At 71.8% G+C, this 24,471-nt stretch carries 26 protein-coding genes; 14 read left to right on the top strand and 12 right to left on the bottom strand.

The window, feature by feature from the left end; genetic code table 11:
- Nucleotides 1–22: 22 nt before the first annotated feature.
- Entirely contained in the window at nt 23–772 is a 750-nt protein-coding gene (hspR, locus tag DGO_RS12155; RefSeq protein WP_014685823.1) for a heat shock protein transcriptional repressor HspR, fused homodimer type, read from the top strand.
- Complete coding sequence (locus DGO_RS12150) at nt 765–1,622, top strand: metallophosphoesterase (protein WP_226991365.1); 858 nt, start codon at nt 765–767, stop codon at nt 1,620–1,622. Before hspR ends, DGO_RS12150 begins: the two co-directional genes overlap by 8 nt.
- 36 nt (nt 1,623–1,658) lie before the next feature.
- Here DGO_RS12150 and DGO_RS12145 read toward each other — a convergent pair whose 3' ends face one another.
- A complete protein-coding gene (locus DGO_RS12145) occupies nt 1,659–3,569 on the bottom strand; it encodes a hypothetical protein (protein WP_043802273.1) in 1,911 nt (636 codons plus the stop codon).
- Between the two features lie 23 nt (nt 3,570–3,592).
- Between DGO_RS12145 and DGO_RS23855 the strand changes: the two genes are divergently transcribed.
- From DGO_RS23855 to mutS, 6 genes are all read left to right on the top strand, one after another.
- Entirely contained in the window at nt 3,593–3,733 is a 141-nt protein-coding gene (locus tag DGO_RS23855; protein WP_169331012.1) for a hypothetical protein, read from the top strand.
- Nucleotides 3,734–3,743: 10 nt separating this feature from the next.
- Nucleotides 3,744–3,926 (top strand): hypothetical protein, encoded by a 183-nt coding sequence (locus tag DGO_RS12140; protein ID WP_014685819.1) that lies wholly within the window; start codon nt 3,744–3,746, stop codon nt 3,924–3,926.
- 7 nt (nt 3,927–3,933) lie between these two features.
- Nucleotides 3,934–4,593, top strand: a complete 660-nt coding sequence (locus DGO_RS12135; RefSeq protein WP_014685818.1) for an HD-GYP domain-containing protein — start codon at nt 3,934–3,936, stop codon at nt 4,591–4,593.
- Between the two features lie 177 nt (nt 4,594–4,770).
- Nucleotides 4,771–6,228, top strand: a complete 1,458-nt coding sequence (gene cysS / locus DGO_RS12130; RefSeq protein ID WP_043802270.1) for a cysteine--tRNA ligase — start codon at nt 4,771–4,773, stop codon at nt 6,226–6,228.
- Between the two features lie 181 nt (nt 6,229–6,409).
- Nucleotides 6,410–6,544, top strand: a complete 135-nt coding sequence (locus DGO_RS24660) for a hypothetical protein (RefSeq protein WP_014685816.1) — start codon at nt 6,410–6,412, stop codon at nt 6,542–6,544.
- A gap of 170 nt (nt 6,545–6,714) precedes the next feature.
- On the top strand, nt 6,715–9,192 hold the full coding sequence (gene mutS / locus DGO_RS12125) for a DNA mismatch repair protein MutS (RefSeq protein ID WP_085961077.1): 2,478 nt from the start codon (nt 6,715–6,717) through the stop codon (nt 9,190–9,192).
- 124 nt (nt 9,193–9,316) lie between these two features.
- On the opposite strand, the gene DGO_RS12120 is transcribed toward mutS, so the two are convergent.
- The 6 genes from DGO_RS12120 to DGO_RS12095 form a co-directional block, all read right to left on the bottom strand.
- A complete protein-coding gene (locus DGO_RS12120; protein WP_043802264.1) occupies nt 9,317–10,432 on the bottom strand; it encodes an alpha-hydroxy acid oxidase in 1,116 nt (371 codons plus the stop codon).
- Entirely contained in the window at nt 10,429–11,568 is a 1,140-nt protein-coding gene (locus tag DGO_RS12115; protein WP_014685813.1) for an aminotransferase-like domain-containing protein, read from the bottom strand. Before DGO_RS12115 ends, DGO_RS12120 begins: the two co-directional genes overlap by 4 nt.
- A 1-nt stretch (nt 11,569) precedes the next feature.
- Nucleotides 11,570–12,304 (bottom strand): amino acid ABC transporter ATP-binding protein, encoded by a 735-nt coding sequence (locus tag DGO_RS12110; RefSeq protein WP_014685812.1) that lies wholly within the window; start codon nt 12,302–12,304, stop codon nt 11,570–11,572.
- Between the two features lie 184 nt (nt 12,305–12,488).
- A complete protein-coding gene (locus tag DGO_RS12105; RefSeq protein WP_014685811.1) occupies nt 12,489–13,055 on the bottom strand; it encodes a helix-turn-helix domain-containing protein in 567 nt (188 codons plus the stop codon).
- On the bottom strand, nt 13,052–13,705 hold the full coding sequence (locus DGO_RS12100) for an amino acid ABC transporter permease (RefSeq protein ID WP_014685810.1): 654 nt from the start codon (nt 13,703–13,705) through the stop codon (nt 13,052–13,054). The genes DGO_RS12105 and DGO_RS12100 overlap by 4 nt, the downstream gene beginning before the upstream one ends.
- Before the next feature lie 4 nt (nt 13,706–13,709).
- Entirely contained in the window at nt 13,710–14,459 is a 750-nt protein-coding gene (locus tag DGO_RS12095) for a basic amino acid ABC transporter substrate-binding protein (protein ID WP_014685809.1), read from the bottom strand.
- Between the two features lie 146 nt (nt 14,460–14,605).
- On the opposite strand from DGO_RS12095, the gene DGO_RS12090 reads away from it, so the two are divergent.
- Nucleotides 14,606–15,970, top strand: coding sequence for an FAD-binding oxidoreductase (locus tag DGO_RS12090; protein ID WP_043803789.1), 1,365 nt, complete (start codon nt 14,606–14,608; stop codon nt 15,968–15,970).
- Between the two features lie 6 nt (nt 15,971–15,976).
- On the opposite strand, the gene DGO_RS12085 is transcribed toward DGO_RS12090, so the two are convergent.
- The 3 genes from DGO_RS12085 to DGO_RS12075 all read right to left on the bottom strand — a co-directional run bounded on the left by DGO_RS12085 (nt 15,977) and on the right by DGO_RS12075 (nt 17,456).
- The gene (locus DGO_RS12085) at nt 15,977–16,462 is read right to left on the bottom strand and encodes a YfiT family bacillithiol transferase (RefSeq protein WP_014685807.1); all 486 of its coding nucleotides are present in this window, start codon (nt 16,460–16,462) and stop codon (nt 15,977–15,979) included.
- Between the two features lie 47 nt (nt 16,463–16,509).
- On the bottom strand, nt 16,510–16,878 hold the full coding sequence (locus tag DGO_RS12080; RefSeq protein WP_014685806.1) for a nucleotide pyrophosphohydrolase: 369 nt from the start codon (nt 16,876–16,878) through the stop codon (nt 16,510–16,512).
- Between the two features lie 80 nt (nt 16,879–16,958).
- Nucleotides 16,959–17,456: a DUF4384 domain-containing protein gene (locus DGO_RS12075; protein ID WP_043802260.1), complete on the bottom strand. Its 498-nt coding sequence runs from the start codon at nt 17,454–17,456 to the stop codon at nt 16,959–16,961.
- 150 nt (nt 17,457–17,606) lie between these two features.
- Between DGO_RS12075 and ftsH the strand changes: the two genes are divergently transcribed.
- Entirely contained in the window at nt 17,607–19,499 is a 1,893-nt protein-coding gene (gene ftsH / locus DGO_RS12070; protein WP_083847285.1) for an ATP-dependent zinc metalloprotease FtsH, read from the top strand.
- Nucleotides 19,500–19,554: 55 nt separating this feature from the next.
- On the opposite strand, the gene DGO_RS12065 is transcribed toward ftsH, so the two are convergent.
- Nucleotides 19,555–19,917, bottom strand: coding sequence for a DoxX family protein (locus tag DGO_RS12065; protein WP_014685803.1), 363 nt, complete (start codon nt 19,915–19,917; stop codon nt 19,555–19,557).
- A 233-nt stretch (nt 19,918–20,150) separates the two neighbouring features.
- Between DGO_RS12065 and DGO_RS12060 the strand changes: the two genes are divergently transcribed.
- The 3 genes from DGO_RS12060 (at nt 20,151) to DGO_RS12050 (ending at nt 22,063) form a co-directional block, all read left to right on the top strand.
- Nucleotides 20,151–20,819 (top strand): response regulator transcription factor, encoded by a 669-nt coding sequence (locus tag DGO_RS12060; protein WP_014685802.1) that lies wholly within the window; start codon nt 20,151–20,153, stop codon nt 20,817–20,819.
- A 72-nt stretch (nt 20,820–20,891) separates the two neighbouring features.
- A complete protein-coding gene (locus tag DGO_RS12055; RefSeq protein WP_043802256.1) occupies nt 20,892–21,785 on the top strand; it encodes a P1 family peptidase in 894 nt (297 codons plus the stop codon).
- A gap of 77 nt (nt 21,786–21,862) precedes the next feature.
- Nucleotides 21,863–22,063: an NUDIX hydrolase gene (locus tag DGO_RS12050; protein ID WP_014685800.1), complete on the top strand. Its 201-nt coding sequence runs from the start codon at nt 21,863–21,865 to the stop codon at nt 22,061–22,063.
- 102 nt (nt 22,064–22,165) lie between these two features.
- Here the strand turns inward: DGO_RS12050 and DGO_RS12045 are convergent, their stop codons facing one another.
- Nucleotides 22,166–22,474, bottom strand: a complete 309-nt coding sequence (locus tag DGO_RS12045; RefSeq protein WP_050920801.1) for a GNAT family N-acetyltransferase — start codon at nt 22,472–22,474, stop codon at nt 22,166–22,168.
- Between the two features lie 475 nt (nt 22,475–22,949).
- Between DGO_RS12045 and cobA the strand changes: the two genes are divergently transcribed.
- Nucleotides 22,950–24,458 (top strand): uroporphyrinogen-III C-methyltransferase, encoded by a 1,509-nt coding sequence (gene cobA, locus DGO_RS12040; protein WP_043803786.1) that lies wholly within the window; start codon nt 22,950–22,952, stop codon nt 24,456–24,458.
- The last annotated feature ends 13 nt before the right edge of the window (nt 24,459–24,471 follow it).

Genomic DNA, 24,471 nt, shown 5'->3' with positions numbered 1-24,471 from the left:
TCGGGGTATACTCAAGAGAGGTATGGCCTCCGACGCGAAACAACGCCCGGTGTATGTCATCTCGGTCGCGGCCGAACTGGTAGACATGCACCCCCAGACCTTGCGCCTGTACGAGCGCAAGGGCCTGATCCGTCCGGGGCGCAGCAGCGGCAAGACCCGGCTGTACTCCGAGCGCGACATCGAGCACCTGCGCGAGATCCGGCGGCTGACCCAGGAACTCGGCGTGAACCTCGCGGGCGTCGAGGAGGTCATGCGCCTGCAACACGAACTCGACGACATGCAGGGCGAGTTCGAGGCCGAGATCGAGCGCATCGAGGACGAACTGCGCTCGCAGGCCCAGCCGCGCGCCCTGCCCGCGCCCGGTGAGCGCCTCGACCCCAGGGACCGGCCCGTGTACGTCATCTCCATCGCGGCCGAACTGGTGGACATGCACCCCCAGACCCTGCGCCTGTACGAGCGCAAGCAGCTCATCCGTCCGGGGCGCAGCAGCGGCAAGACCCGGCTGTACTCCGAACGCGACATCGAGCACCTGCGCGAGATCCGGCGGCTGACCCAGGAACTCGGCGTGAACCTCGCGGGCGTCGAGGAGATCATGCGCCTGCGTCACGAACTCGACGGCGCGCGCTCACATCTGGAGACCAACGTGCGCCGTATTCAGGAGGACATCACGCAGCGCATGACCTCCTGGCGCACCCTGCCGGCGGGCGGGGCGGGGGGGGACGTTGCCGACGATCCGGACCCCGACGAAGACCCCGACCCGGACCGTGACTGAAGCGCCCGCCCGCGCCCTGTGGGTGATGGGCGATGTCCACGGTGCCCTGGAACCCCTGCGCCGCCTGCTGGAACGCGCGGGGCTGCTGGGCACGGCGGGCACCTGGGCCGGCGGCGACGCCGAACTGGTGTTCCTGGGCGATTATCTCGACCGCGGACCGGACGGCGCGGGCGTGGTGCGGCTGGTGCGGGCGCTGGAGGCCCAGGCCCCCGCCCAGGGCGGGCGGGTCACGGCGCTGCTGGGCAACCACGAGGTGATGTTCCTGGCGGCGGCGCGCTTCCGGGACGGCGACCCGCGCGACCGCCTGGGCTTCGCGCTGCACTGGGAGGGCAACGGGGGCCAACCGCACGATCTGGCGGCCCTGACCCCGGACGACCTCGACTGGCTCGCGGCGCGGCCCGCCCTGGCCCGGCGGGGGCGCTGGCTGCTGCTGCACGCCGACGCGGCCTTCTATGCGGCGCTGGGACCGGATCTGGACACGGCGAACGCGGAGGTGCGCCGCCGCCTGTCGGGGCTGGACCCGGCGACCTGGACGTCCTTCTCGAACGCCTTCGTCGAGCGCCTGCAATTCGCCGCGCCGGGCGGCGAGGCCCGTGCAGGGGCGCTGCTCGCGCAGTTCGGGGGCGAGTGCCTGGTACACGGGCATACCCCGGTCCCGCTGCTGTGGGAGGCGCTGCTGGGCGACGAGCCGCCCGGTGACCTCGGGAACGCCCCGGTGCTGTATGCGGGCGGGCGGGCCGTGGGCGTGGACGGCGCGCTGGCCTACCGCCCCGGTGCAGGCTTCTTGCTGCGGCTGGGCGAGCGTGCCCCTGCCGGAGTCGTGACGCTGGTGGGGGAGGGCGGGGTCTAGCGCGGCCCCGTGCGGTGGCCCTGGCCCAGCGGCCTGTCAGTTCATGCGGCGGTGGCGCTCGGCCTCGAAGCGGGCGAGTTCGGCGGGGCCGGACACCTCGCGGGCCACCGACAGCCGCAGCTCCTCGGTGTCGAAATCGTCGGGGTCGATGTTGAGGACCGCGCTCGCCAGCAACACCACGCGGCGTTTCTCGCCCGCGAGCTGCGCGGCCCGCAGTTCGGCGCGCAGGGCCGACGCGAGGCTGCCGCGCAGGAGCAGGCGCTGTTCGTCGGCCCATTCGCTGTCTTCCAGGCCCGGCAGAAAGTCGCCCTTGTAGGCCGCCACGGCGGCGGGAATCTGTCCCCCCGCCACGAGCTGCAACACGCGCTGGCTGTCGAGGGTCACGCTGGCCTTGCCGCTCAGGCGGTATTCGGGGGCCTGATGCGCCCCGCCCACGAGGATCACGTCGGCCCCCACGTTCTCCCGGATATCCGCGACGCACTGCCGGAAATAGTTGGCGGCCTTCTTGGGTTCACGTTCGGGCCACAGCGCCGTGATGACCTCCTGGCGGGTGCTGCGCGGGTGCAGGGCGAGGTAGCACAGCACCGCCACGCTGCCGCGCGCGCGCATGGCGCAGGGCACGCCGTCGCGCAGCGCGAGCTCCTGGCCCAGCGTCATGATCTCCAGGCGCATCCCGGCCGTGAACAGGTCCTCGCGCAGGCTGCCTCCCAGGTACGAGGCGTCTTCCAGGGCGGCCTGGAGCAGCGGTGAGAGGTTGGGCTGCAGGCGCGCGTAGGCCAGCATCTCCTCCAGCTCGCGCAGTTCCGGGCCGATGGTGGCCCAAGACTGCGGCCGGGGCTGTCCGGCGAGTTCCAGCAGCGCCTCGGACAGCAGTTCGGCGCAGCGCGGCAGGTCGTGCATGGTATAGGCGCTGTAGGCCGCCAGCAGCAGCGCCCGCGTGGCCTGCAACACCGAACCTTGTTCCAGGGCGGCGCGCCGGACTTCGAGTTGCAGCCGCAGGGCGCTGGGCACGTCGCCGCGCCGCAGCGTCATCATGGCGAGCACCAGGCGGCTGTGCAGCGACAGGTCGCGCACCTGCGTGCGGAGCTGCCCCATGGTGCGCACCGCCTGCACATGCTCGCCGACACGGCTCTGGTGGTCGGCGAGACGGCTCAGGGCGTACTCGACGATCTGGCTGTCTTGGACCTCGCGCGCGCGGCCCGCCAGGTCGCCCAGCAGGGCCGCGTATCCGCCGTAGTCCCCCTGCATCAGCATCAGGTTGGCCTGGCGCGCGTCGAGGTGCAGGGCGACGTGCGGGTCGTGCAGGCTCAGGTTGAGCAGTCGGGCCCGCTCCAGCGTCTCGGCGGCGGCGTCGAGCTGTCCGCACTCTACCTGCACGTCGATGAGGGTATGGAAGGCGGCCAGCAGGGGCCGGGGGTTCTGGTCCTTTTCCAGCACCGGGATCGCGCTGTTGAGCAGCTTGAGCGCCTCGGAGAATTCGCCGTGGGTCGAGTGGCTGGCGGCCAGCGTGTGGGTCAGGCGCGCCGCCATGCGCCGGTCCCCGAGGCGCAGGTAGCCGCGCCGCGCTTCCTCGATGGCCTGCGTGGCTCCCGGTTCTCCGAGCTGGTCGAGGGTCACGCCGAACCACCTCAGGGCGCGGAGCCGCAGCTCGCCGCCGAGCTGGGGCAGCAGCGCCTGGAAGTGCTCGGCGGCCTTGCGGTTGCGCCCCGTGGCCCGCAGCAGGTTGCCGAACTCGACCGCTGCCTCCTGGTCCCCCAGCGCGACGGCCAGCTCCAGAGGTTCCTCGGCGGCCGTGAACTGCCCCGTGCGCAGCAGCGAGATCCCCACCCAGGCCAGTTCACGCGCGCCGAGGTCCTCCCGCCCATGCAGAGCTGTTAAAAGGAGACTGTACTGCCCGGCCTGGTAGGCCGCTTCGAGCTGCTCTGGCGCGCTGAAACGCTCTTTCACAGCCCGCTCCCTAAGCTGTGGCCATGAAAAGCATCCGCCTGGTCCTCGGTACCCTGTTTGCCCTGATCGTCACGGCCGCCAGCGTGGCGGGTGCCTCGCCGGTGGGCGGATACGGCCTCGAAAAGGCCCCCACCACCACCAGCGCGACCACGTCGGCGAGCTGAGGCCAGGGTCATGGCCGTATCTTACCCGTCCGGCAAGAAGGGCGCGCCGAATCTGCCCAGTGTCCGTGAGCCGGAGCTGTTCGCCTGGACCGCCACCTCCAACGTGAGGGGGGACCGGCCCAGCCTGCTGGCCATCCGCATGGAGGGTCTGGTGCTCCAGGGCCCCCCCATGAGTTCCTACGGGCTGGAGTAATCCGGTCATGCCGTGGTGGACCGTTCTGCGCTTCCCGCCGGAGGCGACACGGTCCACCACGGCACGTTTTCAGGATGAGGACGGTCTGGCGGCCCAGGAGTGCCGCGCGGCGGGCGAGTGGCTCAGCGCGGTGCTGGGCCGCCTGCCCGCGCCACACGAGGAAGCGGTCGCCCGGCTCACGCTCGCGCTGGCGCACCAGGCCGGAGAGGTGGGCGACGAGGCCGCCGTGCGGCGCGCGGTATGGGCCGGGACGCTGCACGACATCGGCAAGTCGGTCGTGGCCCCGCGCATCCTGGACAAGCCCGCACCCCTGAGTCCCGCCGAGCGCGCCGTGATGCAGCGCCATCCCTCGGTGGGCCACCGCCTGGCGAGCACCGCGCCGCAGATGGACGCCGCGGGCCTCGCGGCCATCCTGTACCACCACGAACGCTGGGACGGCGAGGGCTATCCGGTCGGGCTGATCGGGGAATCCATTCCGGTGCTGGCGCGCATCCTGACCATCGCGGACGTGTACGACGCCCTGTGCCGCGAGCGGCCGTACCGCCCGGCCTGGACCCCGGGTGAGGCCGGGCAGTATCTCCGGGCCCACGCCGGGCTGATCTTCGATCCCCGGCTGGTCGGGATCTTCATAGAGCGGGTGCTGCCCGAACTCGGCTCCGGAGACTGAGCGCGCGGCGCGGCCCGGCTCCCGCCGCGTCACCGGGCGGCCCTGATATAGTGGCCGCCATGAAACCGGTGTGTTGCCTGATCCTGCGGTAAGCAGTCCTCACCGGTCTGCCCTGCCGCGCCCCCTTTTTGGACGGCGCGGCTTTTTTTTGTTCCCTTTCCCTGCTCAGGAGCCGCCATGACCCAGCCCGATCCCGACATCCACCTCTACGACACCATGCAGCGCCAGAAGGTGCCCTTCGTGCCCACCACACCGGGCCGCGTGGGCATGTACCTGTGCGGACCGACCGTCTACAGCGACGCCCACCTGGGGCACGCCAAGAAGGAAGTCGCCTTCGACGTGATCCGCCGGGCCTTCGAGCATTTCGGGTACGCGGTGCGCTACGTCGCGAACATTACCGACGTGGGCCACCTCCAGAACGACGCCGACGACGGCGAGGACAAGATCGCCAAGCGCGCGGTGCTCGAACAGCTCGAGCCGATGGAGGTGGCCGACAAGTATTTCTGGTCCTTCACCGACGACATGGCGGCGCTGAACGTCAAACGCCCCAGCATCAACCCGCGCGCGACCGGGCACATCCCCGAGCAGATCCGGCTCATCGAAGAACTCATCGCGCGGGGGCACGCCTACGAGTCGGGGGGCAGCGTGTACTTCGACGTGCGCAGCTGGCCCGAGTACGGCAAGCTCTCGGGCCGCAAGCTCGACGACCAGGAAGAAGGCGTGCGCGAGGCGGTGCGCGAGGACAAGCGCGACCCGCGCGACTTCGCCCTGTGGAAAAACGCCGAGGCCGGGCACATCATGCGCTGGGAGTCGCCCTGGGGCGTGGGTTTTCCGGGCTGGCACATCGAGTGCTCGGCCATGAGCCTGAAGTACCTGGGCGAGGGCTTCGACATCCACGGCGGCGGCCTGGACCTGCAATTTCCGCACCACGAGGCCGAGATCGCGCAGGCCGAGGCGGCCGGGCACCCCTTCGCGCGCTACTGGATGCACAACAACATGCTGACCATCGGCGGCGAGAAGATGTCCAAGAGCAAGGGCAACTTCACGACCATCCGGGACCTGCTCGCGCAGCACGACCCGATGGTGGTGCGCTTCCTGCTGGTGAGCAGCCACTACCGGAGCGTCACCGAGTTTTCGGAGGAAGCCTTCACGAGCGCCCGCAGCGGCTACCGCCGCCTGACCGAGGCCCTGGGCGAGACCGAGCGCCGCCTCCCCACGGCCCCCGCCGGCAGCGACGCCGCGCTCGACGCCAGGATTGCCGCGCATGTCCTGGCCTTCGAGGACGCCCTGCGCGACGACTTCAACACGCCCAAGGCGGTCGCGGCGCTGTTCGGCCTGACCACCGATGTGAACGCCGCGCTGGGCCAGGGCGCGGTCGGCCGCGACACCCTGGAGCGCGCCCGCGCCGCCTACCTGGGCCTGGGCGGGGGCGTGCTGGGTCTGTTCGCCGGCAGCACCGAGAGCCGCCAGGACGACACCGAGGTCGTCTCGGCATTGATGGAACTGGTCCTCAAAGCGCGGCAGAACTACCGCCTGCAAAAGCAGTACGCCGCTGCCGACGAACTGCGCGACACCCTCGCGGCGGTCGGCGTGACGGTCGAGGACACCAAGGAGGGCGCGCGCTGGCGCCGCTGAGCGCCCCGGCGTCCCCAGATCGCGGCCCTCTCCCGGAGTGGAGGGGGCTGTTTCGTGTCCGGTGGGGGGGGCTGCGGAGGGGGAGGATGGAGGGACAAAATGTTCAATCTGTCACAGATTCGAAACTCAAGCTTTCGTTAATCTTCCCTAAGCGAAGTTCTCACGAAAGCGAGGTCAGTGCATGCGTTCTCTCATCCGCCAGCTGTTTCCCCGCCCCGCCTCCACCGCCCCCGCCCCCCGGACGACCCTGCCGCAGACGGCCGGCCTCCAGATCGTGGTGCCGGTCATCCGCGTCAGCGACCTGCCCCGGCGCTGAGCCGTTCTTCCTGAACCTGCCGCCCCGCCCTGCGCGGGGTTTTTTCGTGGCGGGGGGCCGCCTATTGGGCCGCGTCTCACTGCCCGGCCCCCGGGCGCGCCGCTATGCTGCCGGGCGTGACGGTGGCGGCGCAGGTCTTGAAAGGAACAGGTACGGGGGCCTTGCCGCCGATGCTCGAACAGTACGTGCGGATGCGCGACGAGGTGGCGGCGCAGCTGCCGCACGCCATCCTGCTGTTTCAGGTGGGGGACTTCTACGAGACCTTCGGGGAGGACGCCGAGCGCGCCGCCCGGCTGCTGGGCATCGCGCTGACCCACAAGAGCAGCCGGGACTTCTCGACGCCGATGGCCGGAGTGCCGCTGCGGGCGCTGGACCAGAACGTCGAGCGGCTGCTGGCGGCCGGGGTGTGCGTGGCGGTGGCCGATCAGGTCGAGGAGCCGGGCTCGGGGCTGGTCGAGCGCAAGGTCACGCACCTGCTGACCCCCGGCACCGTGACCGAGGAGCGCCACCTGAGCGCCGACGAGAACTACCTCGCGGCGGTGGCGACCGGCGACGGCTACGCGCTGGCGCTGCTCGACGTCTCGACCGGCGAGTTCCGCTGCGCCGCCTTCCATACCCGCTCGGCGCTGTACGACGAACTGGCCCGCTGCCGCGCCCGCGAGGTGCTGCTGGCCCCCGAGATGTCGGGCAACGCCGCGCTGAAAGCCGACTTCCAGACCCGGTTCCCGGTGATGCTCTCGCCGGCCAACTTCGACGAGGCGGTGGGCCGCGCCGAACTCAGGGCCGTGCTGAACGAGGTGCCGGGGTCGCTGAATTCGGCAGCGCTCGTGCGGGCCTGCGGGGCGGTGCTGGGCTACGCGAGGCTGACCCAGCAGGGCCGGCTGGAGATGGTGCGCCGGGTGGTGCGTTTCGAGCCGGGCGCGCACATGCGCCTGAGCGACGCGGCGGTGCGCGCCCTGGAACTGTTCGTGCCGCAGTCGCCCCAGGGCGTGACCCTGATGGACGTGCTGTGCCAGACCCGCACGGCGGGCGGCAAGCGGCGGCTGCGGGCGTGGCTGCGCGCGCCGCTGCTCGACGAGCTGAGCATCCGCGCGCGGCTGGGCGGCGTCGAGGCCCTGACCCGCGCGCCCGACCTGCGTGCGGGGGTGAGGTCGCTGCTCTACCGCGCCCACGACCTCGAACGCCTCGCCGCGCGGGTCGCCACCCGCCGCGCCACCCCGCGCGAGGTCGCCGCGCTGGCCCGCACCCTGGACCTGCTGCCCGAGGTGGTGGCCCTGCTCGCGGCGCAGGACGGCCTGCTGGGCACCGTGCGCGCCCGCCTGGGCGGCCTGCCCGAGGTCGTGACCCGCATCCGCGCCGCGCTGGTGGACGACCCGCCCATCCGCGCGGGCGACGGCGGCCTGATCCGCGACGGCTTTCACGAGGAACTCGACGCCCTGCGGCGTGACGCCCTGGGCCACCGCGAGTGGCTGGCGCACCTGGAACTCAGCGAGCGCGAGCGCACCGGCATCGGCAGCCTGAAGGTCGGGTACAACAACGTCTTCGGGTACTACCTGGAGGTCACGGGCGCGCATCTGGGCAAGGTGCCCACCGACTACCGCCAGATCGCCACCCTCAAGGACCGCGCGCGCTTCACGCGGCCCGACCTGCGCGAGCGCGAGCGTGAGATCGCCCGGCTGGAGGCGGCGGCGGGCCGGCTGGAGCTGGAGGTATTCACCGAGCTGCGCGACAGCCTCGCGGCCCACGCCGAGGCGCTGGGCGAGGCGGCCGGCGCCCTGAGCGACCTCGACGTGCTCGCCGGGCTGGCCGAGCTGGCGACCGAGCACGGCTGGGTGCGGCCCGTCACGCGGCCGGGCGGCGAAGACGCGCGCCTCACCCAGGCTCGACACCCGGTCGTCGAGGGCGCGACCGGCGGGCGCTACGTGCCCAACGACGCCGAACTCGGGCGCGGGCGGCACGTGCTGCTGCTCACCGGGCCGAACATGGCGGGCAAGAGCACCTACCTGCGCACGGTCGCCATCTGCGCGCTGCTGCACCAGATCGGGTCCTTCGTGCCCGCAGCGGGCGCCGAGCTGCCCATCTACGACGCCGTACATACCCGCATCGGCGCGTCGGACGACCTCGCGGGGGGGCGCAGCACCTTCATGGTCGAGATGTCCGAACTCGCGGGCATCCTGCATGGCGCGACCGCGCGCAGCCTCGTGATCCTCGACGAGGTGGGGCGCGGCACCTCGACCCTCGACGGCCTCGCCATCGCGCAGGCGGCCCTGGAACACCTGCACGCCACGGGCGCGCACACCCTGTTCGCTACGCACTACTTCGAGCTGACGCGCCTGGAGGGCGACCACCCCGGCCTCGTGAACCTACACGTGGCCGCCGAGGAGGACGAGGGCCAGGGCCTGACCTTCTACCACCAGGTCGTGCCGGGGGCCGCCCGCCAGAGCTACGGGGTGGAGGTCGCCCGCCTCGCCGGCCTGCCCGCCCCCGTGACCGCCCGGGCGGGCCGCCTGCTGGGCGCGCTGAACACCCAGGGCGACGACGCGCAGATGCGCCGCGACCTCGCCGCCCTGGACCTGGGCCGCCTGACACCGCTGGAGGCCCTGGAACTGCTGCACCGCTGGCAGCGCGGCCTGCTGGGCGGTGAATAACGGCCGCAGGGGAGGGCCGCGAAAAGGCGTGCCAGCCGGCCTTTCCTCGACCGGCTGGCTGGACTTGACCTCGCCTGCATAGCGCGCTATATTTTTCCTATCACCGTCCGAGAGGGCGGATTTTTTATTGGCCCCTGCCCGCAGGCCAGTCGGCGGGCAGACGCAGCAGGTCGGGACCGAGGTCGTCCAGGCGGGTCTTGCCGCACAGGGCCATCGCCAGATGCAGTTCCTCGCGCAGGAGTTCGAGGGTGTGACGCACGCCCGCCTCGCCTGCCAGTGCCAGCCCCCAGAAGGCGGCGCGGCCCAGGAACACCGCCCGCGCGCCCAGCGCCAGCGCCTTGAGCACGTCGGTGCCGCGCGTGACGCCCCCGTCGAGGTAGATTTCGCGCTCGCCCGCCACCGCGTCCGCGATCTCGGGCAGGGCTTCGAGCGCCGAGACGGCGGTGTCGAGCTGCCGCCCGCCGTGGTTGCTGACCCAGACGTGCGCGCCGTGGGCGACCGCCAGCGCGGCGTCCTCGGCCGTCAGGATGCCCTTGAGGACGATGGGCAGCCGGGTCGCGCCCGCGAGCCAGTCGAGGTCGCGCCAGCTCAGCGAGGTGTCGAGCAGGCTGTCGAAGTGCGCCAGCTCCGAGAGGTGCTCGGTGCCGGGCCGCCGCGCGCCCACGTTGGGCAGCGTGACGCCCGGCGGCAGGTGGAGGGGCCGGCGCAGGATCGGCTCGCGGCGGCCTAGCCGGGGCGCGTCCACCGTGAGCACGAGCGCCCGCGCGCCCGCCGCCTCGGCCCGCACGACGAGATCGCGGCTCAGCTCGCGGTCGCGGTACAGGTAGAGCTGGAACCACAGCCGCCCCGCCGCCGCCCCCGCGACCTCCTCCAGCGGGCGCCAGCTCATGGTGCTCAGGCCCATCAGGGACCCGGCCCCGGCCACCGCGCGGGCGGTCGCGGCCTCGCCGTCCGGGTGGGCCAGCCCGTGCATGGCGCTCGGGGCGATGCCCACCGGCAGCGAGACGGGCAGCCCCAGCACCGTGGTCGAGAGGTCGGTGCGCGACACGTCCACGAGTACGCGGGGCCGCAGCCGCACCCGCGCGTAGTCGGCGCGGTTGGCCCGCAGGGTGTGCTCGTCGTTCGCCCCGCTGACGTAGTAGTCCAGCGCGGCGGGCTGCTGCGCCAGGGCCGCGCGCCCGGCGGCCTCGACCTCCGCGAGGTTCAGCAGGGCCGAGAGGTCGGGGCCGGGACCGGTCATGGCAGCACCCGGCGCAGCGCCCGCCCCAGCCGCGCCGCGCCCTCACGCAGCTCGTCGGGTTCGTAGTAGGCGAAGCACAGCCGCGCGTGCGCGCCCTGGGTCCCCGCCGGCGAGAAGCGGTTGCCGGGCTGGAAGCGCACGCCCTCCTCGACGGCCACGGGCAGCAGCTCGGCGCTCTGGACCCCCGGCGGCAGCGTGAGCCACACGAAGTACCCGCCCCCGGGCCGCGTGAAGTCCACGCCCAGCGGGCGCAGTTCGTCGAGGGCGCGGCACAGCACCCCGGCGCGCTCGCCGAAGGTGCGCCGCAGCCCCGCGAGGTAGCTCTCCAGCGTGCCCAGTTCCAGCAGGCTGCGGATCACTCCGCCGCCCAGCGGGCTGAAGCCCCCGCCGCTGGCGACCACGCCGTTGCGCGCCAGGGTATCCAGGCGCTCCGGGTGTCCGTGAATCCAGCCCAGGCGGGTGCCGGGCGCCAGGATCTTGGAGAAGGACCCCAGGCTCAGCACCTGCCCGGTGCCGACATGGGCCGAGAAGGCGGGCGGCGGCGGCGCGCCGTAGGTCAGCAGGTGGTAGACCTCGTCGGCCACCACCAGGAAGTCGTGGGCCTGGGCCAGCCGCACGAGGTCCTCACGCCGCCCGGCGCTCAGGGTCGTGCCGGTCGGGTTCTGGTGGGTGGGGATGGTGTACACGAGCCGGGGCCGGTGCCGGGCCACCAGCTCGGCCAGCACGTCCAGGCGCAGGCCCTGGTCGTCCAGCGGCGCGGGCACGACGTTCAGGTCGTGGTCCCGGAAGATGTCCAGTGCCAGGAAATAGGTGGGGTCCTCGACGATCACCGTGTCGCCGGGCCGGGTGAACATCTCGCAGATCAGGCCCAGCGCCTGCGAGACGCCGCCGGAAATGAACAGGTCGCTTTCGTGGACCGGCAGGCCGTAGCCGCGCGCCAGGAAGGCGGCGAGTTCGCGGCGCAGGTGGCCGTCGCCCCACTCGGCGCCGTATTGCAGGAAGCTGGGGTCGGCCTGCGCGAAGCGGTGCGCGGCGGCCTCCCGCATCTCGTTCAGGGGCAGCATCTCCAGGCTGGGGTGCCCCACGCCGAGTTCGATGACGCCTGCGGTCAGGGTGGTCTGGGCAGTTTTCAGCATGTCAGTGGTGGGCCACGCGCTGGAGGAAGGTGCGGGTGCGCTCCAGGCGCGGGCGGGAGAAGAAGTCGGCGGGCGGGGCGTCTTCGAGGACCTCGCCCCGGTCCATGAACAGCACGCGGTCGGCGACCTCGCGCGCGAAGCCCATCTCGTGCGTTACGACGATCATGGTCATGCCGCTGCCGGCGAGGCCGCGCATCACGTCGAGCACCTCTCCAACCATCTCCGGGTCGAGCGCCGAGGTCGGCTCGTCGAAGAGCATGATGCGCGGCTCCATCGCCAGGGCGCGGGCGATCGCCACGCGCTGCTGTTGCCCGCCCGAGAGCTGCGCGGGCGACTTGGCCGCCTGCTCGGCGATGCCCACCCGTTCGAGCAGGGTCATCGCCCGCGTGCGCGCCTCGGCCTCGCTCAGGCCGCGCAGCTTCATGGGGGCGAGCATCACGTTGCGCAGCACGTTCATGTGCGGAAAGAGGTTGAAGCTCTGGAAGACCATCCCGACCTCGCGCCGCACCGCTTCGAGGCGGCGCAGGCCCGAGAGCGCGTGGCCGTCCACGACGACCTCGCCGCCCTGAAAGGGTTCGAGGCGGTTGATGCAGCGGATCAGGGTGCTCTTGCCGCTGCCCGACGGCCCGATCACGACGACCTTCTGGCCCGCCGGGATATTGAGGTTGATGTCGCGCAGGACCTGATGTGACCCGAACCACTTGTTCAGGCCGCTGATCTGGATGATGTCGCTCATGGGGCAGGCCTCATACGAAGTGACGATGATCCGTCAGGAGCATCCGAGCGGAGCGAACCGCCCAGTGTCCAGAGCTGCCTCTGGACACGTTTGCGGGGCGGGGAGTCGCCAGAAAGGCGGGCGTGCGGCAGTGGACGAACCGCCCGCGCTTTTCCGGCGGTTCGGAAACCGGAGCGCGCCCGCCTCACAGGAAGGGACTCGTGACCCACAGCACGTCGGCCTCCTCGTCGCCGGGGTTGCGCCAGTTGTGGGGAATGCGTGACGAGAGCGTGATCGAGTCGCCCTCCTCCAGAAAGTAGTGGGCGTCTTCCACGATCATCTCCAGGCGACCGCGCAGCACGGTCACGAAGGACACGTCGGCGTCGAGGGTATACAGCTCCTCGCCGCCGTGCCCGCCGGGGTCGATGCGCGAGCGCAGCACCATCAGCTCGCCCGAAAGGCCCTGCGAGAGCAGGCGCTCGCTCAGGCCCACGCCCCCGAAGTTGACGAGCGGGGCCTGCTCGGCGCGCACCAGCCGGGTCTGCGGCGGGTCGAACAGCTCGCCGGGGCGCACGCCCAGCGCCTCGCACACCCGCACGAGGGTGGCGACCGACGGCGCAGCCAGGTCGCGTTCCAGGCGGCTGAGGTACGACTTGTCCAGGCCGCTCTTCTGCACGACCTGTTCCAGCGTCAGGCGTTTTTGCTGCCGGATGGCCCGCACCCGCGCGCCGATGTGGGCCTCGGTCTTCTCGCGCACCTCCCGGGTCTTCATGGCCGGACCTGCCAGCGTTTTTCCAGGCGGTTGGCGACGAAGCTCAGGAGCAGCGTCATGGCGAGGTACAGCAGCGACACGGCGAGGTACATCTCGAAGGGCCGGAAGGTGCGGCTGGCGACGAGCTGCCCGCTGCGGGTCAGTTCCACGATGGAGATGGCCGAGAGCAGCGAGGAGTTCTTCAGGAGGCTGATGGCCTCGTTGACCAGCGGGGGCAGCGTGCGCGTGAACGCCTGGGGCAGCACGATGTAGCGCAACGTCTCGGTGGGCGAGAAACCCAGCGACAGCGACGCCTCGGACTGGCCGCGCGCCACGCCCTGAATCCCGGCGCGCACGATCTCCGCGACGTAGGCGCTGGAATTGATCGAAAAGGCGATCACGCCCGCCGCGAACTCGTTGATGGGCCGTTCGAGCAGCTGCGGCAGCCCGAAGAAGATCAGGAAGATCTGCACGAGCAGCGGCGTGCCCCGGATCAGTTCGATGTACGCCACCGCCAGCGCCGAGAGCCAGCGCAGCGGCGAGAGCCGGGCCAGCGCGACCAGCGTGCCCAGCACCACCCCGGCCACGAGCGAGAGCGCCGTGATCTTGACCGTCATGCCCGCCCCTTGCAGCAAGAAGGGCAGGTTGTCGCGGATCAGACTGAAATCCACCGGCTTACTTGAACCACTTGCCGACCAGGCGGTCGAGTTCGCCGGACTTGCGCACCTCAATGAGGGCGGCGTTCATGCGGTTGGTCAGGTCGCCGCAGTCCTTGCGCACGGCGAAGGCCGTGTTCAGCGAGCCCAGGGTCGCCACGATCTTGAGGTCGGGGTACACCTTCACGAAGCTGTTGGCGACCACCTTGTGCAGCACCAGGGCGTTGGCCTGCCGGGTCTGCACCGCCAGCGCGGCGTCGGTGTAGAGGTTGAAGGCCTTGACGTTGGCGCCCTTCACCCCGCTCACCAGCTTCTCCTGCGCGGTGCCGAGCTGCACGGCGACCGTCTTGCCCGCGAGGTCGCCGAGCTTCTTGATGTCGGTCGTCTCCTTGCGCACCACGATGGCGTTCGGTCCCGAGATGTAGGGCAGCGAGAAGGCCACGCTCTTCTTGCGCTCCTCGGTGATGGTCAGGCCCGAGGCGACCACGTCGGCCTTCTTGGCGAGCAGGCTGGGAATCAGGCCGTCGAAGCTCTGCGAGACGAGGTTGACCTTGACGCCCATCTGGCGGGCCACCGCGTTGATCAGGTCGATGTCGAAGCCGACCACCTTGTTGCTGCTGTCGAGCGACTCGAAGGGCGGGTAGTCGGGGCTGGTCACGACCGTCAGGCCGTTGGCCTTGGCGTTGGCGACGCAGCTCTGGGCCTGCGCGGAGGTCAGGAGGGCCGGGGCGAGGAGGGCGAGGGCGGTCAGGGCAAGGGTCTTGTTCATGGGAAAACCTCCGGGCGTGCCGCGCGGGCGGGGGAGACGCCGTGCAAACTTATGCGGCAGCGTAAGACGAGGTTGCATAGAAATCAACCCGGTAGACTCCGGCTGGCCTATACTGCCCCACCGTGACTGCCCCCCTGACCGCTGGCCTGACCTCCGCCGCCCTGGGCGCCCTGCACGCCCGTTTCGGAGGGGCGCTCTCGACCGCGCCCGCCGTCCTGGAGGCGCACGGCCGCGACGAGAGCCGCCTGGACTTCGCCCTGCCGGGGGCGGTGCTGTTCGCCGCCTCGGAGTCGGATGTGGTGGACGCCCTGGGGCTGGCGCGCGAGCACGGCTTTCCGGTCGTGCCTTTTGCGGCCGGCAGCAGCCTGGAGGGCCAGGTCGTGCCGGTCGCGGGCGGCCTCTCGCTGGACGTCACCGGCCTGAACCGCGTGCTGGAGGTGCATCCCGGCGGCTTTCAGGCGACGGTGCAGCCGGGCGTGACCTACCCGGAACTCAACCGGCAGGTGCGTTCACAGGGCCTGTTCTTTCCGGTGGACCCGGGCGCGGAGGCCACCCTGGGCGGTATGGCGAGCACCAACGCCTCGGGTACGGCGGCCGTGAAGTACGGCACCATGCGCGACAACGTGCTGGAGATGCGCGTGGCCCTCATGGACGGCCGGGTCATCCGGGTGGGCAGCAAGGCGCGCAAGAGCAGCGCCGGCTACGACCTGCGCCACCTGTTCATCGGGGCCGAGGGCACGCTGGGGATCATCACCGAGCTGACGGTCAAGCTGCATCCCCTCCCGGCGCATCTGGTCGTGCTGCGCTGCAATTTCGGGCGCATCGAGGACGCGGCGGCCTGCGCGGTGGGCATCATGGGGGCGGCGCTGCAACCCGAGCGGCTCGAACTCATCGACGAGCACGAGATTCATGCGGTCAACGTGCATAAAGGTGCAAGTTACCCCGAGGCCCCGACCCTGTGGATCGAACTCGCCTCGCCCAGCGAGGTCGCCCTGGCCGAAGCGCTGGAACTGTGCGCCGAACTGTGCCGGGACGCCGGGGGCCGGGGGCTGGCGACCGCCCGCAGCGCCGCCGAGCGCGCCGAGATCTGGGAGGCCCGCCACCACTCGTATTACGCGATGTGCGCGCTGTATCCCGACCACGCCCGCCTGAGCACCGACCTGTGCGTGCCGCTGCACCGCCTGCCCGAGATCATCGCCTTCACGCGCGCCGAGGCCGACGCGGCGGGGCTGCATGCCAGCATCCTGGGCCATGTCGGGGACGGCAACTTCCATGTGCTGTTCCATGCCCACCCGGACGACGACGCCACCTGGGCCAGCATCCGGGGGGTATACGACCGCATGACCACCCGCACGCTGGAACTGGGCGGCACGTGCAGCGGCGAGCACGGCGTGGGCCTGCACAAGCGCGCCTACGTGGCGCAGGAACATGCCGGGGCGCTGGGCCTGATGCGCGATCTCAAGGAGCTGCTCGACCCGCAGGGCCTGCTCAACCCCGGCAAGATCCTCTGAGGGGGGCTAGGGCGCCAGCCGCCCGCGCAGTCCCGTGATCTGCGCGGTGTGGTGGCGGCCGTGCCACGCGTACATGGCGAGCAGGGTGTCCAGCGTCCACCGGCCGCTCGCGGGGTGGGTCCAGGGCCGCGCCCAGTCGGTGACGCCGGCAAAGACCGGCACGAGGCGCGCGTGCAGCGCGTCCAGCAGGTCCAGGCTGACCTCCGGCGGCAGCGCCGAGTCGGGCAGCCCGGCCCACAGGTGCTCCTCGTAGGGCTTGATGACGGGGTCGGTCTCGGTCAGCGCCAGTTTGAGCCGGACGTGGGCGTTCATGTGGCTGTCGGCGACGTGGTGCACGACCTGCCGCACCGTCCAGCCGCCCTCGCGGTAGGGGGTGTCCAGCCCGGCGGCGTCCAGGCCCGAGACGGCGGCGCGCAACTCGGCGGGAAGGGCCCGCAGGGCGTCCAGGGCGGCGGCGCGCTCTCCGGGCGACAGGGTCAGCGGCGTGGGCATCGGCCCGAGGGGATAACGTTCCGGGGGAAAGCGGGGGTCGGGGGCGCTCACCCGGTCACCTCCGTCTGCGGCGGCTCCTTGCGCGTCCAGCGGTCGGCGTCGCGGGTCTCGACCTTGTCCATCATGCGTGCGAAGCCGCGTTCCAGGCTCACGCCGCGTTCGTTCGCCATGCACAGCATCACGAACAGCAGGTCGGCGAGTTCCAGTTCCAGGTCGCCCGCATCCTCGCCGGGCTTGGGCGTCTTGCCGTTCTGGTGGGCGATCACCCGCGCGACCTCGCCGGTTTCCTCGGTCAGCCGGGCCAGCATGAGCAGGGGCGGGAAATAGCCCTCCTTGAACTGCGAGATGTAGGCGTCTACCCGTTGCCGGGCGGCCTCGAAGGTCAGGGGGGGAGCGTCGGAGCCGGGCAGGGTCATGGCCCCAGGGTAGAGCAGCGCAAAGGGCAGGCGCGGTGGAGCCGGGTCAGCCCCGGACTCCACCGCGCCCCTCCCGGACCTCAGCGGATGTAGATGTAGGTTTCCTGCACGTCGCGGTCGGCGACCGCATAGGGCTGGAGGTAGGTCTCGGTCGCGCCGTTCCAGCGCTGGCCGTCGTACACGCCGCTGAACACGAGGTCGGCGGTGGGGCGCACACGGGTGAAGATGGCGCGCACGCGCTGGAGGCCGCGCGGCGCGGCGACGTTGTAGGTCGCCCCGTCCTGCACGCGCGGGAAGGTGGTGGTGCCCGCGCCCACATAGGCGTTCTGGACGAGCGGCGAGGCGTAGCCGCTGGGGTTCAGGGCCACCAGGGTCAGGTAGCCGGGGGTGCGCACGGTCACGCTGAACTGCACCGGCTCGCCGACCACGTAGGTCGCGCCCTCGCCCCGGTCGGGCGTGAGGCGGGTGATGAGGTTGCTGCCGCTGCCGCTCAGACCGGTGTTGGAGCGGACATTGACCGTACACGCGCTCAGGCCCAGGGAGCCGAGGAGCAGGACCGACACGAAGGCGCTACGCATATCCGGAGTGTACCGGCGGGGCCTGACGGAACTCTGAGGGTCGGCTGTCTCACAATTTACGAAACGGGACGCGGGCGGCGGGGCAGCGGACACCGAGACAACCCGCCGCCGCCCACGGTTGCGCGCGCGGGGCCGGGGGTAGCATGGCGCATGACCACCCGTCCCGCCCGGCGACTGCTGCTCGGCGCGCTGCTGCTCTCGGCCTCGGCGCTGGCCCAGGTCGGCTCCGCGTCAGGTCCTTCCGGCCCGGTGCCGGCCGCGCCCGTCTCCTCGGCGGCCGGGCTGGTGCCTCCAGGCCCCTACACCACCAACCAGTTCTTCCAGAACCTCCAGGGCGGCCAGGTCGGCGGAGTCACGCTCGACAGTGCCGGCAATGCGCAGGTCACGGTGCGTGGAGCGCTGCGGCCCCGCACGCTGGTGCTGCCCACCGACGCCGCGACCATCGAACGCATCCGGGCGGCGGGCGTGCCGCTGCGGGTGGTCGCGGGCGGCTCGGCCTTCGGCTGGGTGGGGCAGGTCCTGCCGCTGATCCTCACGGGGCTGCTGCTGCTGCTGCTGTGGCGCAGCCTGCGCGGGCCGCAGGGCGGCGCGAGCGGCCCCACCACCTTCGGGAAGTCGAAGGCGGCGATCATCAGCGAGGGGCAGATCAAGCTGACCTTCGCGGACGTGGCGGGCTGCGACGAGGCCAAGCAGGACCTGCAGGAAGTCGTCGACTTCCTGCGTCAGCCCGAGAAGTACCACCAGCTCGGTGCCCGCATCCCCCACGGCGTCCTGCTCGTCGGCCCCCCCGGCTCCGGCAAGACCCTGCTCGCCAAGGCCGTCGCCGGTGAAGCCAAGGTCCCCTACTTCTCCATCTCCGGCTCGGACTTCGTCGAGATGTTCGTCGGTGTGGGCGCCGCCCGCGTCCGCGACCTCTTCGAGCAGGCGCGCAAGAGCGCGCCCTGCATCGTCTTCATCGACGAGATCGACGCCGTGGGGAGAAAACGCGGCATGAACCTCCAGGGCGGCAACGACGAGCGCGAACAGACCCTCAACCAGCTCCTCGTCGAGATGGACGGCTTCGGTTCGGGGCAGGAGGTCATCATCCTGGCCGCCACCAACCGCCCCGACGTCCTCGACGCCGCCCTGCTGCGCCCGGGCCGCTTCGACCGCCAGGTGGTCGTGGACGCCCCCGACGTGCGGGGGCGCGAACAGATCCTGCGCATCCATGCCCGCAAGAAGCCGCTCGACGTGACCGTGGACCTCGGGGTCGTGGCCCGCCGCACCGCCGGGATGGTGGGCGCGGACCTGGAGAACCTGCTGAACGAGGCGGCGCTGCAGGCGGCGCGCGAGGGGCGCAGCCGCATCGTGGGGCGCGACGTGGACGAGGCGCGCGACCGCGTGCTGATGGGCCCGGAACGCCGCAGTCTGGTGGTGCGCGAGGCCGACCGCAAGGTCACCGCCTACCACGAGGTCGGCCACGCCCTCGCCGCACAGCTGTTGCCGCACGCCAACCGGGTCGCCAAGCTGACGGTCGTGCCGCGTGGGCGCGCCGCCGGGTACATGATGCCCGACGCCGACGATCGCCTGCATGTCACGCGCCCGGCGCTCGACGACATGATCGCGGTGGCGCTCGCCGGGCGCGCCGCCGAGGAGGTCGTCTACGGCGAGGTCACGACCGGCGCACAGAACGATTTCCAGCAGGCGACGGGCATCGCGCGGCGCATGGTCACCGAATGGGGCATGTCGGGCCGGATCGGCAAGGTGGCGCTCGCCAGCGACGAGAGCGGCTATCTGGGCGGCGCGCCGCAGCTCGCGGCCATGAGCGAGGCGACTGCGCAGCTCGTCGACGAGGAGGTGCGGCGCATCATCGACGAGGCCTATGCCCGCGCCCTGGCCCTCATGCGCGAGCACCTCGGGCAGATGCACGAGATCGTGCGGGTGCTGATGAGCCGAGAAACCCTGATGGGCGAGGAGTTCTCGGTGCTGCTCGCCGGGGGCACCCTGCCGCCCCTGGGCGAGGAACCGGCCTCTAGCGGCGGGGGGACATTGGCCCCGGCCTGAGTAAAGGCGGGGGCGGCCCGCAGCTCTGGCCGCTGCGGCCCGCCCCCCGGCCGTCTCAGCGGCGGCGGCCCGAAACGGCCAGGAGCGCGCCGAACAGCGCGAGGTTCTTGAGGAAATGGATCTGCTGCTGCTGGCGCTCGGCGCCCTGCTTGTCCCAGAAGGGATGGCCGACCACGGTGGTCGGAATCAGGCTCGCGGCCAGGGCGGTGCCCGCGAGGCCCGGCGCGACGCCCAGCGCCAGCATGGTGCCCGCGCCCAGCATCACGGCGCTGTTGACCTTGACCGCCAGTTCCGGCTCGGGAACTTCGGCCCCGCGCGCGGCGCGCACGATGTAGTCGGGGTTTTGCAGGTGGTCGTATCCGTTCTTGATGAAGATGCTCGCCAGCAAGGCCCGTCCGATAAATGCCGTCACGCTCATGGTGCCTCCTTGAGTATGCGGGCGAGTCTAGCGCAGGGGGCGGGGCACGTTGGGGGCGCGGCATAGGCCGGTGTTAAAAAAAGATGAACCGCCGTGGCGTGCCCGAACCAGTCCTGGCCCCTAGGATGGCTCTAATTTCCGTTTCACCTCTGCCGCCTGGTGGAGGCCTGGACGTCCGGAGATCCGTCCGGACGCCCGCCAACTCTCACCAGTCAGGAGAACATAGGGCCGCAATGGAGCAACGCATCCTCTTAATCGAAGACAACCCCGACATCACGCGGGTCGTGCAGTACGAACTCGAACAGGCGGGTTACCGCGTCATCGCGGCTCCCGACGGCATCACCGGCCTCACGAGCGCCCGGGAGAACAGTCCCGATCTGGTCATCCTCGACCTGGGCCTGCCCGATTTCGACGGCGCGGAAATCGCGCGGCGACTGCGCAAGACGAGCAGCGTGCCGATCATCATCCTGACCGCGATGGACGCCGTGGACCGCAAGGTCAACCTGCTGGAGGCGGGCGCCGACGACTACATGACCAAGCCCTTCCACCCCGAGGAACTTGTGGCGCGCGTGAAGGTGCAGCTCCGGCACCAGCAGCACGGCGAGGTCATCTCCATCGGGGCGCTGGAGATCCATCCGCAAAAGCGCCTGTGTCACTACAACGGCCACGAGGTCCGGCTCTCGCCCAAGGAGTTCGACCTGCTGACTTTCCTGGCGCGGCAGCCCGGGCGCGTGTACTCGCGTCAGGAGATCGAGCGCGAGGTCTGGAACGGCGAACTGCCCAGCAACAGCAACGTGGTGGACGTGCATATGGCCAACATGCGCGCGAAGCTGCGCGACCTCGACGGCTACGGCATCATCCGCACCGTGCGCGGCATCGGGTACGCCCTCAAGACGCCCTGAGGCGGCGCGTCGCGGCCGGCTCCGTCCTGGTGGCGGGGCTGGCCATGACGGTCTGTCTGACAGACTGCCTTCATGAACACCACCCTGACCGCCGTGCCCGGATTCCGGGTGGGCCACTGGACCGACCCCGTGGGCCGCACCGGCTGCACCGTGATCCTGTGCCCGCCGCAGGGAGCGGTCGCCTCGGCGTCGTTCCTGGGGCCCAGCCCCGGCACGCGCGAGGGGGTGCTGCTGGCCCCCGAAAAGCAGGTCGAGCGGGTCCACGCCCTGCTGCTCACGGGCGGTAGCGCCTTCGGCCTCGCGGCGGCGAGCGGCGTCATGCGCGTGCTGGAGGAGGCGGGTGTGGGGGTCGAGACGGCGGCTGGCCGCGTGCCCATCGTCCCGGCGGCCGTCATCTACGATCTCGGGGTGGGCAGCGCGCAGGCCCGCCCCGGCGAGCGCGAGGGCGAACTCGCCGCCCGTGGGGCCACCGGGCGGGCGGTGGCGCGCGGCCGGGTCGGCGCGGGTACGGGCGCGACGGCAGGCAAGTACCTGGGACCGGCGCGGGCCGCCCCCGGTGGCCTGGGCAGTACGTACCTGGAACGCGCGGGGGTGGCGGTCGGGGCCGTGGCGGTCGTGAACCCGGTGGGGGATGTGGTGGACGGTAAGGGGCAGGTGCTGGTGGGGCCGGGGGTGGGGCCAGGAGGGGGCAGCGCGCAACTGCGCAGTGGCGAACACACCACCCTGATCGCGGTCGCCACCGCCCACGCGCTGAGCAAGGCAGAGTGCCGCCGCCTCGCGGACGCGGCCCAGACGGCCCTGGCACGGGTCATCCGGCCGAGCCACACGCCCTGGGACGGCGACAGCGCTTTCGTGCTGAGTAGCGGTGAGGCCCCGGCCGCCGACCCGCTGCTGCTCTCGGCGCTCGTGCAGGATGCGGTCTGCGCGGCGGTCCTGGACGCCGTCCGGAGTGCGTCCGATGAGTGAGCCTCCTCCCTCGACGACGAAGGGCGATATATGTGGGCTCCAGGCCCTGAAGGCACGCGGCCGGAGGGGCGCTGCCCATGCGGCAGGTCGGGGGCACGCACTGGGGCTTTTCTGCCGAAATCGGCGAGCCGGGTGGGGCGCTGCCCGACCCCCCGCGCCGTGAGGTGCTCGAGGACACCGGCCTGAGGGTCCTGGCGGCCGAGCTGCCTGAGCCGGGTGGGTGGCGGCGACAGGTCTTGCAGCTCTACGGTCCTGTCCCAGGGGGTCTGCCAGGGTGAGTAGGCCTCGGCCGACAGCCAGGACCGCCCTGACCGCCTTTTTCGTGCCCGGCCACCTGCCCACCCCGCTCCCGCGGCTGGGGCGGCGGGCCGCCGAGTTGCTCAGCTCCGCCGGGTAAAGGTCAGGCGCAGGCCGGCCAGCCGGAAGCCCGCGCGGACCACGTTGCGCTCGCTGCCGCTGCCCGGCGTGACGAATACGCTGGCGAGGTCGGCCCCCTCCCGCGCCGCCTGCGCCAGCCGGAAGGCGAGCAGCGCCGCCTGCACGCCCCGGCCCCGGAACTCGGGCCGCGTCGCCGTGCCGTGCAGCGCCGCGACACCCGTCTCGGTGGCGTAAGCGCCCGTACCTGCCGCCTCGCCCCCCACTGTCGCCACGAAGCGCCGCGTGCCCGGCACGCCCGCCACCAGCCGCATGATCGCCTCCGTCCCTGGTCCGAAGCCCTGCGCGGCCAGGGCGGCCCAGCGCCCGGGGTCGGGGTCCTCGTGGACCGGCCAGCCGGGGGCCGGGGGAGGGGGGCGAAGTCGTGCGTGTAGGCGTGCAGCACGTAATCCAGCCCGTAGCCGCGTCCGTTCAGGTCGGGCAGCAGCGCCGGGGCCGCGTGCGAGAGCAGGTTCAGCGTGGCGGCTTGCCCCTGCGCCGCGCAGAAGGCCTCGAAGGCGGCCCACTCGTCGGGGCTGGGGGCGCCCGTGCCGTCATGCCAGGCGGTGTCTATCGGCAGGTGCTGTCCGCTGGCGACCGCCACCAGCGGCCCGAAGCGGGCCACCGTCCCCAGGGCGCCGAAACGGGTGTGGGCGGCGGCCTCGGCCCGGGCCAGGCGCAGGAGGGTCGCGGTCATGGCCCCACCCTACCCCGCATATGTCCCGCGCCCGGGCCGTTAGCCTGTGGGTCATGACTTCGCGTGCCTTCGTGTCCCTCATCGGTGCCGGCCCCGGCGATCCGGGCCTGCTGACCCTGCGCGGGGCGCAGGCGCTCGCCCAGGCGGACGTGGTGCTGTTCGACTACCTCGCCAATCCCGAACTGCTGCGCCACTGCCCCCAGGCCGAGACCATCTACGTGGGCAAGAAGGGCTTTTCCGAGTACATCTCGCAGGAGCAGATCACGGCGCTGGTGGTGCGCAAGGCCCAGGAAAACGGCGGCCAGCGGGTGGCGCGGCTCAAGGGCGGCGACGTGTTCGTCTTCGGGCGCGGCGGCGAGGAGGCCGAGGCCTGTGTCGAGGCCGGCGTGCCCTTCGAGATCGTGCCGGGCGTGACCAGCGCCATCGCTGCGCCCGCCTACGCGGGCATTCCCGTCACCCACCGCGAGGCCGCGCGCAGCTTCGCCGTGCTGACCGGCAACACCAAGGAGGGCGGCGCGCACTACGAGCGCCTCTCGGGTGTGGACACGCTGCTGCTGCTGATGGGCGTGCGCAACCTGGAGCAGATCTCGGCCGACCTGATCGCGGCCGGGCGTGACCCCCAGACCCCGGCCGCCACCGTGCAGTGGGGCACCACGCCCCAGCAGCGCGTAGCGGTCGGCACCCTGGCGACCATCGCGGACGTGGTGCGCGAGGCCGGTCTGGAGGCCCCCGCCGTGACGGTGGTGGGCGAGGTCGTGCGCCTGCGCAACACCCTGCGCTGGTTCGACCTCGCGTCCACGCGCGGCGGCCCACTGGCGGGCCGGACGGTCGCCGTGACGCGCACCCGCGACGGCTCCAGCGGCCTGTCGGACCTGCTGCGCGCCGCCGGGGCCGACGTGCTCGAAGTGCCCCTGATCCGCTTCGCCCCCACCGGCGACGAGGCGGCGCTGCACGCCCGGCTGCGTGACCTCTCGGGCGTGGCGTGGCTGCTGCTCACCAGCAACCAGGCCGTGACCGAGTTGTTCCTGCACCTGGGTAACCTGGGCCTGGACGCACGGCACCTGGCCGGCGTTCGCATTGCGGCGGTCGGCCCGAGCACGGCGCGCAGCCTGGAAGCCCAGGGGGTGCGCGCCGACTTCGTGCCGGCGACCCCCGGCGCGCGGCACCTGGGGGCCGAACTGCCGGCGGCGGCGGGCGACCTGACCCTGCACCTCACTTCGCAACTGGCCGAGGCCGAGCTGGGCGAGGCGCTGGCGGCGCGCGGCCTGCGGTACGAACGCGCCGAGCTGTACCGCACCGAACCCGCCCAGCCCACCGAGAACGCCATGCAGCGCATGGGGACGGCGGCGGCCGTGACCCTGGCCTCGGGCAGCGCGGCGCGCCACCTCGCGGCGCTCGCCTCGGCCGAGTTCGACCCGCTGGGCCTGCCGGTCGCGGCGATGGGGCCGCAGACCGCCGACGCGGCGCGCGAGGCCGGATTCACCCGCGTCACCGTGGCCCGGACCGCCAGCCTGGAGGCGCTCGTCGAGGCGGCCGCTGAGGCGGCCTCCCTCCGCTCGTAACCCCTTCGGGGAC

The organism is Deinococcus gobiensis I-0, from assembly GCF_000252445.1.
In the GTDB taxonomy this organism is placed as follows: domain Bacteria; phylum Deinococcota; class Deinococci; order Deinococcales; family Deinococcaceae; genus Deinococcus; species Deinococcus gobiensis.
Note: the sequence above shows the minus strand (reverse complement) of the source record. Positions and strands in the feature narration are given on the sequence as shown.